Genomic DNA, 9,527 nt, shown 5'->3' on the forward strand with positions numbered 1-9,527 from the left:
GGCCCATCTCCGGGGGTGATCGCTGGGCCGATCCGACCACCTGGAGAGCGCCGCTACCGTTGCTTCCTTCCGGACCTGGCGGGGTTTACGGACCAACCACCGGCCGGGACCCAGCGATCACCGCCGGAGATGGGCCCGACGACTCTAACTTGGCCGGCGGTGTCGGTAAACCCGGGCCGGACGCCGGCCGCGAAAGGCGGCGCAGGAGCACCGCCGCGATCGCGGCGCGCTCGGCCAGGCTCGCGCGCACCACGAACTCGCGCTCGGTGTGCGCCCCGCCGCCGCGCGCGCCCATCGAGTCCAGCGTCGGCAGGCCGACCGCCCCGGTGAGTGAGCCGTCGGTGACTCCCGTGGAGTGCACGGGCTCGGGCGAGGCGTAGCCGAGCTCGCGCGTGACTCGCCGGTGCGCCGCCAAGAGCTCGTCGACCGCCGGGCTCTCGACCTTGGGCGGCCGGTGCAGGCGGCCCCACAGCTTGGCGCTCGTGCCGGGCACGTCGACCGCGCGCGCGATCGCCTCGAGCCGGCGTTGCGTCTCCTCGCCGGCCGACAGCTCGTCGTAGCGCAGGTCGATCCAGGCTCCAGCGTGGTCGGGCACGATGTTGCGCTTGGTGCCGCCCGCGATCGTGCCCACGTTGAGCAGCACGCCGCGGTCGTAGTCGCTGAGTGACTCGATCGCGATCACCTTGCGCGCCAGCGCCACGATCGCGCTGTGGCCTTCGGTGGCCGCGCTCGAGGCGTGCGCCGCCACGCCCGTGACCGCGAGATAGAACTGGCCCACGCCCGCGCTCGAGCGCGACATCTCGCCGCCCACGCGCGCCGACTCGAACACGAAGCCGAGCTGCGCGCGGCGCGCTTCGGCCTCGATGCGCGGGCGGGAGCCGAGTGACCCGATCTCCTCGTCGGAGTTGAGCAACACCGTGACGTCGAAGCGGCCCAGGTCGCCGCTCTCCGCCAGCGCGCGCAACGCCGCGAGCAGGATCACGAGCCCGCCCTTCATGTCGGTGACTCCCGGTCCGAGCGCGCGCGCGGGGTCGTTGGGGTCGAGCGCGAAGGCCTGGAACGGCGAGTCGGCCTCGAACACGGTGTCGAAGTGACCCAGCAGGAGGAAGTGCTTGGCATGCTCGGGCTCGATGAACGCGCGCCGCTCGGCCAGCACGATCGGGCCCGTGCGGGCGTCCTTGCGGTCCGGATAGGCCAGCGGCGCCGGCGGCTCGATCGAGACCTCGAAGCCCAGGCTCGCGAGCTCGGCGCCGATCAGGGGCGCGAAGGCCTCGAGCCCCGCGGTGTTCCAGGAGCCGGTGTTGCGCCCGACCCAGTCGGCGAGCTGCGCTTCGAGCTCGGCCTGGCGCTCCTCGATCGCGACCCGCAGCTCCAGGTCCTCGGCGTCGAGCTGCGCCCGGGCGGCGCCGGCGCCCCACAGCACGAATGCCAGCGCCGCGAATGCTGCCCGCGCCACCCCCATGGCGCCGCATCTTACACAGCGGGTCGCGAATGCGTACACTCGGCCGGCGCATGCGCGCGGCACGTGTCTCGGTCCCGATCACGCTCACCGCGGCCATCGTCGCGATCACCATCGCGCTGACCGTCGGCTGGCAGATCCTCGTCGCGCGCGAGTCCGAGGCCTTCGCCGCCGGCCTGACCCCGGTCCACTGGGTGCTGATCGGGCTGGGCTCGCTGTTCTTCGCGCTGATCATCACCGTGCTGATCCTGCAGGCGGTGTGGCTGGTGCGGGAGATCCGCTCGAACCAGAGACAGCAGAACTTCATGGACGCGGTGACTCACGAGCTGCACACGCCGCTGGCGTCGCTGCAGCTGTATCTCGACACGCTGCGCGGCCGCGCGCTGCCGAACGAGCGCCGCAACGAGTTCCTGTCGATCATGGCCGAGGATCTGGAGCGGCTGCAGAACACGATCGACCAGATCATCCAGGCCGCGCGCACCGACGAGAAACGCGCGCGGCGCGAGCCGGTCGACCTGGCGAAGCTCCTGCACGAGTGCGCGACCGACGCGCGCGAGAGACACGGCCTGCCCGCCGAGGCGATCGTGACCGACGTGCCGCCGTCGCGCGCGCGCGGCGACGCGGAGCAGCTGCGCGTGGCGTTCCGCAACCTGCTCGACAACGCCGTGCGCTACGCGGGCGGGGCGGTGCACATCGAGATCCACGTGCGCGCGGTCTCGGCGCGGCGCATCGAGGTCGAGTTCGCGGACCGCGGCGTGGGCATCCCCGCGTCGGCGTTGGACCGCGTGTTCCAGCGCTTCCAGCGCCTGCCGCAGGAGGCGGTGCGCGCCGCGCACGGCCTCGGCCTCGGGCTCGCGATCGTGCGCAACGTGGCGCGCGCGCACGGCGGCAGCGTGCGCGCCGAGAGCGACGGCGAAGGCAAGGGCAGCCGCTTCATCCTCACGCTTCCCGGACATGTCGGCGAACGCGCGCATCCTGCTGGTTGAGGACGAGGAGCACCTCGCCCGCGGCCTGGCGTTCAACCTCGAGGCCGAGGGCTACCGCGTCGAGACCACCGAGCGCGGTGAGTCGGCGCTGCAGAGACTCGCCGACCCCGACCGCGAGAACGTCGACCTGGTGGTGCTCGACGTGATGCTGCCGGGCATCTCGGGCCTGGACGTGGTGAGCCGGCTGCGCGCGGCCGAGAACCACGTGCCGGTGCTCCTGCTCACCGCGCGCGACGCGGCGAGCGACATCGTGCGCGGGCTCGACCTGGGCGCCGACGACTATCTCACCAAGCCCTTCTCGCTGCCCGTGCTGATGGCGCGCGCGCGCACGTTGCTGCGGCGCGCGGCGCAGGCGGAGCCGGAGTCGGAGACCGAAGCGCCGTTCACGATCGGCAGCGCCGTCGTCCACCCCGACCGCTTCGAGCTCGAGCGCGACGGCCAGACTCACTCGCTCACCGCCAAGGAGCTGGCGCTCCTGCAGCTGTTGTGGGCCAGGCGCGACACGGCCGTCTCGCGCGGCGAGATCCTGCAGGAGGTCTGGGACCTGCACCCCGAGACGCGCACGCGCGTGGTGGACACGTTCGTGCTCAGGCTTCGCAAGCTGATCGAGCCCGATCCGTCCGAGCCGCGCCACCTGGTGTCGGTGCGGTCGTTCGGGTACCGCCTGATCCCCAAGCCCGCCCGAGCCTGACTCACCGCACAGAGAAGGGGATACGGTCCAGTTTCGCTGGACCGCGCCCGATTCTCATCGGTATGCAGCTCGTGCGCAGCTTCAGCGTCTGCCTCGCCCTCGTGGGTCTCAGCCTCGCCTGCGCCTCGAACCCGCCCGCGCCGAGTCACGGCAGGGGCACGGTGTTCGGCGAGCTGACCCTGCGCCCGCACCCGGGAGTCACCATGCCCGAGCGCGGCGACGCGACCTACTCGGATCCGCGGCTGCGCGACGCGCAGATCGTCGACTACTCGCAGCCCGGCTTCGCCGTGGTGTATCTCGAGGGCGCCCCGCCCGCCGGCGAGCAGGTCGAGCTCTCGATCCGCGCCAGCCAGTTCGACACCCGGCTCGAGCCGCGCTGGGCCGCGCTCGCGCAGAACGGCACGGTCACCGTGCGCAACACCACCGGCGAGCCGCACACCGTGTCGTGCCCGTCGCTCTCGCTGGTGGCGCGCGTCGGCCCGGGCGAGTCGCTCACCATTCCGGTGCGCGCGCCGGGCGCCCACCCGCTGTTCCTGCTCGACCGCCCGCAGGCCGAAGCGGGCTTCTTCGCCGCGCCCGGCCCCTACGCCGTGCTGACCCGGGACCCTCGCTTCGAGCTGCGCGACGTGGCTCCCGGCCACGCGGAGCTGCACGCCTGGCACCCGCGCCTGCCTCCGGTCGCGCGCGCGGTGGACGTGCTGGCCGACCAGCTTTTGCGCGTGGACCTCGAGATGGGCGTCGGGCGCACGCCGACCGAGACCTCCGATGCAGGCCGCTGAGTCACTCGCGTTCGTCGCCGCCGCGCTGCTCGCGCTCGCCGGCGCGACGGCGCGGGCCGACGACGCGGACCCGCGCGACGCCGAGCTCCAAGAGCTGCGGGCGGCGGTGAACAAGCTCGAGCAGCGCATCGACGAGCTCGAGAGCGAGAAGACCCCCGCCGTCACGCCCGCGTCCGGGTCGGGCGCGAGCCCGGGCTCCGGCTCGGGCGCCGCCTCCTGGGCCGAGCGCGTGCGCGTCTCGGGCAGCTCGGATCTGACCTGGCTGCACGGCCAGGACTACGGCCCGTACAGTCACATGGGCGCGTCGGTGTACGACCTGCGTCTCTTCCTCGACGCCGACCTCGCGCGCGACGTGCAGTGGGGCAACGCGAAGCTCTTGCGCGACGCCGGCTTCGGCTTCGAGTGGAACGTGACCCGCAACGGCGCGCTGTTCAACAACCTGGGCGAGGTCTACGTCGACCTGCGCGGTCTGGCCGACCAGGACTGGCTGAACGTGCAGTTCGGCCGCTTCCAGATCCCGTTCGGCGAGAACTATCTGCGCTTCAGCCGCGGCAAGTACGCCGACCCGTTCATCGCCCTGTCGGCGCCGCCGCCCTGGTTCTGGGACGAGGGCGTGAAGGTCTGGGGCAAGCTCTTCGAGGGCAAGGCGAGTTACAACTTCTCGCTGACCGACGGCGAGAACGCGTCGAGCGCGCTGCCCAACGGCTCGCAGCAGGTCTCACTCAAGCTGGCGGCCGACCCGTACGAGTGGCTGCACCTGTCGGTCTCCGGGCTGCGCAGCGGCACGCTCGGCTCGGACAGCTCGCCCGCCTTCGCGTCGCTGTGGTTCGGCGAGATGATCCCGCGCGCCTTCGGCGCGACGTTCGGGCCGCCGGTCCAGGCCTTCGACCACGGCGAGCCGATCCCGCCCGGCCCGAACAAGCTGCGCGGCATCACGGTGCTCGGCGGCGACGCGATCTTCAAGTTCTCCGACATGCGCCTGTGGCTGTCGTACGGCGGCGCGCAGATCGACTCCACCGGCGGGTCACTCTACGACCGCAACCTGATCTACTGGCTGGCCGAGGCCATGTTCCAGCTGCGCATGATCTCGCCCAGGCTCGCGCCCGCCTACTTCGCGTTCCGCGCCAGCGGGCTCGGCACCTACAGCGACAACGAGGGCTATCTCTTGGACTACCGCAACGGCGCGATCGGCTACAACATGAGCGAGCTCGACAGCTATGCGCTGGTGCTCGGCATTCCGCTCTCCGACTGGATCACGCTCAAGACCCAGTACACCTTCCAGCGCATCGCGCTGGTCCGGGGCATCACCGACCCCGAGATCAAGGAAGCCGCGGACCACCCGGACTTCTTCGGAATGGAGCTCAGTGTCCACTTCTAGCCGGATCACCGCGGCGCTCGTGCTGCTGTTCGCGCTCGGCGCGCGCGCCGGCGAGGTGCACGGCAAGGTGGGCGTGGGCGTCGCGGGCGTGTCGCTCGAGGACGCGGGCCCGATCGTCGTGTATCTCGAGAGCGCGGGCACGCAGCCGCTGTCGTTCTCGCTGCCCAAGCGGCCGCTCGAGATCCACCAGAAGGACGCGAGCTTCTCGCCCAGCTTCCTGGTGATCGCCGCGGGTGAGACGGTGGTCATGCCCAACGACGACGTGATCTTCCACAACGTCTTCTCCTACTCGACGCCGAACGACTTCGACCTCGGGCTCTACCCGCGCGGTGAGTCGCGCTCCAAGACCTTCCAGTATCCCGGCGTGGTGCGCGTGTACTGCTCGATCCACGAGTCGATGAACGCGACCATCTTCGTCGCGCCTTCGATCTGGCATGCCATCGCCAATGCCAAGGGCGAGTTCGCGATCCGCGACGTCCCGCCCGGCAGCTACCGGCTGCGCACCTGGAACCGGCGCCTGCCGCCCGCATCGCAGCTGGTGCAGGTGACCGGCGGAAACGTGACCGCGAACCTCGTGGTCGCCTCGAGCCCCTGAGGCGGGCATGTCGCTGCGCGCGCGACTGATCGCGATCCTCGCCGCCACCGCGAGCGTCGCCATCGCGCTGGCGCTCTTGTTCCAGGACCGCACGCTCGCGACCGACTTGCGCCACGCGGCATCGGAGCGCCTGCAGCGTTCGGCGCTGGCGGTGAACCGGCTGGTCGACGCGCACCTCGCCGCGGTGTCGGAGCGCTACCGCGCGATCTCGGGCACGCCGCAGCTGCGCGCGAACCTCGAAGTCGAAGACCCGCCGACGCTCGCTCACTACGCCGAGGACCTGCGCCTGAACCTGGGGGCCACGCGCATCCTGTTCATCGACGGGCACGGCCGCGTGGCCGCGGCGTCCGGCGACGAGTCACTCGACGCGTACGCGCGCAGCTACACGAGCTCGCGGCTGGTGGCGGTGAACGACCGCCTCTACGCGCTGGTCAGCGTGGCGGTGGGCGGAGTCGACGATCCAGTCGGCCGACTCACTGCCGCCGAGGTGATCGACGAGCACACGCTGCACGACTGGAGCGAGCTGTGCGGCGCGCGGGTGACCCTGGGCGATGGCGAGCCCGTCGAAGGCGAGACGCTGGTATTCCCGGTGCGCTCGCTCGACAGCACGTGGCTGCGGGTCGAGTCACGGCTCGACTCGGAGCGGGCGGCGCTGGCGCGCTCGCGCAGCCGGCTGCTGGCCGCGGGGGCGCTCGCGCTGGCCGGAGCGCTGATCGCGAGCCTGATCCTGTCGCGCGGCCTGGCCGCGTCGCTGCGCCAGCTGCTGGTGGCCGCGGACCGGATCGGCCACGGCGATTTCGGAGCGCGCGTCGCGACGCCGCGCAGCGACGAGGTGGGCGAGCTCGCACGCGCGGTGAACGAGATGGCGAGCCGGCTCGAGGAGCACGCGACGACCGTGCAGCGCCAGCACCGCGAGCTGCTCGCGGCCAAGGACGCCGCCGAGTCCGCGAGCCGCTCGAAGACCGAGTTTCTCGCCAACATGAGTCACGAGATCCGCACGCCCATGACCGCCGTGCTGGGTTACACCGAGCTGCTCCTGGCCGGCGAGGCGCGCGGCGAGGAGCGCGCCGAGTGGGGCGCGGCAGTGCGGCGCAACGGCGCCGACCTGTTGCAGCTGATCGACGGCATCCTCGACATCTCGCGCGTCGAGGCCGGTCAGATCGAGCTGCGCCGCCAGCCGTGCCGTTTGCGCCGGCTGGTCGAGGACGCGGCCGCGCCGGTCGCCGAGGCCGCGCGCGAGAAGGGCCTCGAGTTCAACTTCGAGATCGACTCGAGCTGTCCCGAGGTGGTCGAGACCGACGCGCCGCGCGTGCGGCAGGTGCTCGCGAACCTGCTGCAGAACGCGCTCAAATTCACCGAGCACGGGAGTGTCTCGCTGTGGGTGGGCCGCGACTCGCCGAGCACCGTGTGCTTCGCGGTGCGCGACACCGGCATCGGCATCGACGCCAAGGACCACGAGAAGATCTTCGCGCCGTTCGGCCAGGCCGACAGCTCGCACACCCGGCGCTACGGCGGGGTGGGCCTGGGCCTGTCGATCTCGCGCCGGCTCGCCGGCATGCTGGGCGGCTCGCTCACCGTGTCGAGCGACCTGGGCCGCGGCAGCGAGTTCCGACTCACTCTGCCCGCGCCGGAGAGCGCGCAGCTCGACGCGCGCAGCGCCGACGCGAGCACGCGTGCGCCCCGGCGCCCCGCCGCGCCCGAGCGCGCGTTCCCGGGTGCCCGCGTGCTCCTGGCCGAGGACGGGCTCGACAACCAGCGCCTGGTGCGCGCCTTCCTGCGCCCGACCGAGGCCGAGGTGGCGCTGGTCGAGAACGGCGCGCAGGCGGTCGACCAGGCGCTCGCCGCGCTCGACGCCGAGCGCCCGTTCGACCTGGTGCTGATGGACATGCAGATGCCGGTCATGGACGGCTACGAGGCCACGCGGCGCCTGCGCTCCGAAGGTTATTCCGGCCCGATCGTCGCGCTCACTGCGCACGCCATGGCCAGCGACCGCGCGCGCTGCATCGAGGCCGGCTGCGACGACTATCTCTCGAAGCCCGTCGACCGCGCCGCACTGCTCGAGCTGGTCGGCCGCTTCCTCGCCGAGCGCAAGACCGACGGCTAGTCTCCCGGGGTGCCGAGCACCCCCCGTTTCGAGCTCGTGATCTTCGACTGCGACGGCGTGTTGATCGACAGCGAGCCGATCGCGAACCGCGTGCTCGCCGAGTGTCTCACGGGGATCGGGCTGCCGACCAGCGCGGAGGACTCGCTGCGCGACTACAAGGGTCACTCCTGGCCCGTGTGTCTCGCGCTGTTCGAGCGCAAGCTCGGTCGCCCGCTGCCCGATTCGTTCGCCGCCGACTTCTACCGGCGCATGCTCGGCGCCTACGAACGCGAGCTCGTCGCCGTGCCGGGCATCCACGATGCGCTGGAGCGCATCCCGACGCTCCAGTGCGTCGCGTCGAACGGACGCCGCGCGATCATGAAGGTCACGCTGGCCAAGGTCGGGCTGTTCGAGCGCTTCGCCGGCCGCATCTTCAGCGCCGCGGACGTGGCGCGACCCAAGCCGGCGCCCGACCTGTTCCTGCACGCGGCGGCCCGGCTCGGCATCGAGCCGGCGCGCTGTGCGGTGATCGAGGACAGCCCGCACGGAGTCAGCGCCGCGGTCGCCGCCGGCATGACCGCCTTCGGCTACGCGGGCAGCGAGTCACCCGGGCCGCTCGCGACGGCGGGCGCGCGCGTGTTCTCGGCCATGGCCGACCTGCCCGCGGCGCTCGGCTTCTCTTGCTAGCGGACCCGCTCGCCCCTGTAGATCAGCCGGTCCTTGCCGACTCGCTCGCTGGTCACGACCTCGCTCCCGCCCGAGACCGCGCGCGAGGCGTATTCGACGAAGCCCTGGGTCGTGAAGCGCGCGACCTCCGGGAACAGCGCCGCGTCGTCGACGGTGATCTGCCAGACACCCTTGCCCTGCCCGATCTCGAAGGTCCAGCGCGTGAAGTTGTAGAGCACGGTCGACATGGTCGTGACGATCTTGCCCACGCGGTTGCCCCAGGTCTCGGTCGAGGCCTCGAACTGGCGGTAGATGTTGGCCTTGTGCAGCCGCTGCCCCGCGCGCACGCCGCGGTTGTGGAGATACACCTCGGGGTAGCCGTTGGCCTCGACCTCGACCAGGATGTCGACCACGCGCGCGTAGGTGTCGATCGGCACCCAGGTGGTCGCGGCGAGCTGCTTGTCCAGGTAGCGCAGGTCCTCCGCGCGCAGGCGCGCCTCGACCTCGGCCCGCGAGATCCGCCCGGCGTCGGCCAGGCGGATCAAGTCGTCGGCGGCCGACTGGAAGCCGGTCGCCTTGATCGAGGGCGGTTGGGCCATTCATTCAGGCCGATCGGCAATGAATCTCATTCGATTGAGTATGTAGACTTGCAGGAATGTCGGACGAACGCTGGACCAACTTCTCGGGCCGAGTGACCTGTGCTCCCGCCCGCTTCGCGCGGCCTCGCGACGAGGCGGAGCTCGTGGCCGCGGTGACAGCTGCGACCGCCGACGGCCGCGGCCTGCGCGTGGCGGGAACGGGTCACTCGTTCACGCCGCTGTGTGCGACAGGCGGGACGCTCGTGTCACTGGACGACTGGCAGGGCATCGCGTCGCTCGACCGCGAGCGCG

10 protein-coding genes and 1 other RNA gene are annotated in these 9,527 nt (G+C 71.7%); 9 read left to right on the forward strand and 2 right to left on the reverse strand.

The features are described from left to right. Positions 1-17: 17 nt before the first annotated feature. Positions 18-116, reverse strand: an RNA gene (ffs, locus tag VMR86_19225) — signal recognition particle sRNA small type. Positions 117-905: 789 nt separating this feature from the next. Between ffs and VMR86_19230 the strand changes: the two genes are divergently transcribed. The 8 genes from VMR86_19230 to VMR86_19265 all read left to right on the forward strand — a co-directional run bounded on the left by VMR86_19230 (position 906) and on the right by VMR86_19265 (position 8,658). Next, a complete protein-coding gene (locus tag VMR86_19230; protein ID HTO09192.1) occupies positions 906-1,094 on the forward strand; it encodes a hypothetical protein in 189 nt (62 codons plus the stop codon). Between the two features lie 397 nt (positions 1,095-1,491). After that, complete coding sequence (locus VMR86_19235) at positions 1,492-2,445, forward strand: HAMP domain-containing sensor histidine kinase (protein ID HTO09193.1); 954 nt, start codon at positions 1,492-1,494, stop codon at positions 2,443-2,445. After that, positions 2,414-3,136 (forward strand): response regulator transcription factor, encoded by a 723-nt coding sequence (locus tag VMR86_19240; GenBank protein ID HTO09194.1) that lies wholly within the window; start codon positions 2,414-2,416, stop codon positions 3,134-3,136. Before VMR86_19235 ends, VMR86_19240 begins: the two co-directional genes overlap by 32 nt. A 62-nt stretch (positions 3,137-3,198) precedes the next feature. Next, positions 3,199-3,915: a hypothetical protein gene (locus tag VMR86_19245; protein ID HTO09195.1), complete on the forward strand. Its 717-nt coding sequence runs from the start codon at positions 3,199-3,201 to the stop codon at positions 3,913-3,915. Then, positions 3,902-5,293, forward strand: a complete 1,392-nt coding sequence (locus tag VMR86_19250; GenBank protein ID HTO09196.1) for a hypothetical protein — start codon at positions 3,902-3,904, stop codon at positions 5,291-5,293. The genes VMR86_19245 and VMR86_19250 overlap by 14 nt, the downstream gene beginning before the upstream one ends. Continuing rightward, on the forward strand, positions 5,280-5,888 hold the full coding sequence (locus VMR86_19255) for a hypothetical protein (protein ID HTO09197.1): 609 nt from the start codon (positions 5,280-5,282) through the stop codon (positions 5,886-5,888). The genes VMR86_19250 and VMR86_19255 overlap by 14 nt, the downstream gene beginning before the upstream one ends. A gap of 7 nt (positions 5,889-5,895) precedes the next feature. Then, on the forward strand, positions 5,896-7,992 hold the full coding sequence (locus VMR86_19260; protein ID HTO09198.1) for an ATP-binding protein: 2,097 nt from the start codon (positions 5,896-5,898) through the stop codon (positions 7,990-7,992). Positions 7,993-8,001: 9 nt separating this feature from the next. Continuing rightward, positions 8,002-8,658, forward strand: a complete 657-nt coding sequence (locus tag VMR86_19265) for an HAD family hydrolase (GenBank protein HTO09199.1) — start codon at positions 8,002-8,004, stop codon at positions 8,656-8,658. Here the strand turns inward: VMR86_19265 and VMR86_19270 are convergent. Beyond that, positions 8,655-9,236 (reverse strand): hypothetical protein, encoded by a 582-nt coding sequence (locus tag VMR86_19270; GenBank protein HTO09200.1) that lies wholly within the window; start codon positions 9,234-9,236, stop codon positions 8,655-8,657. The genes VMR86_19265 and VMR86_19270 overlap by 4 nt on opposite strands. A gap of 56 nt (positions 9,237-9,292) precedes the next feature. Here VMR86_19270 and VMR86_19275 point away from each other — a divergent pair. After that, on the forward strand, positions 9,293-9,527 hold a 235-nt coding region (locus VMR86_19275), incomplete at its 3' end, for an FAD-binding protein (GenBank protein ID HTO09201.1).

The organism is Myxococcota bacterium (assembly GCA_035498015.1).
In the GTDB taxonomy this organism is placed as follows: Bacteria; Myxococcota_A; UBA9160; order SZUA-336; family SZUA-336; genus VGRW01.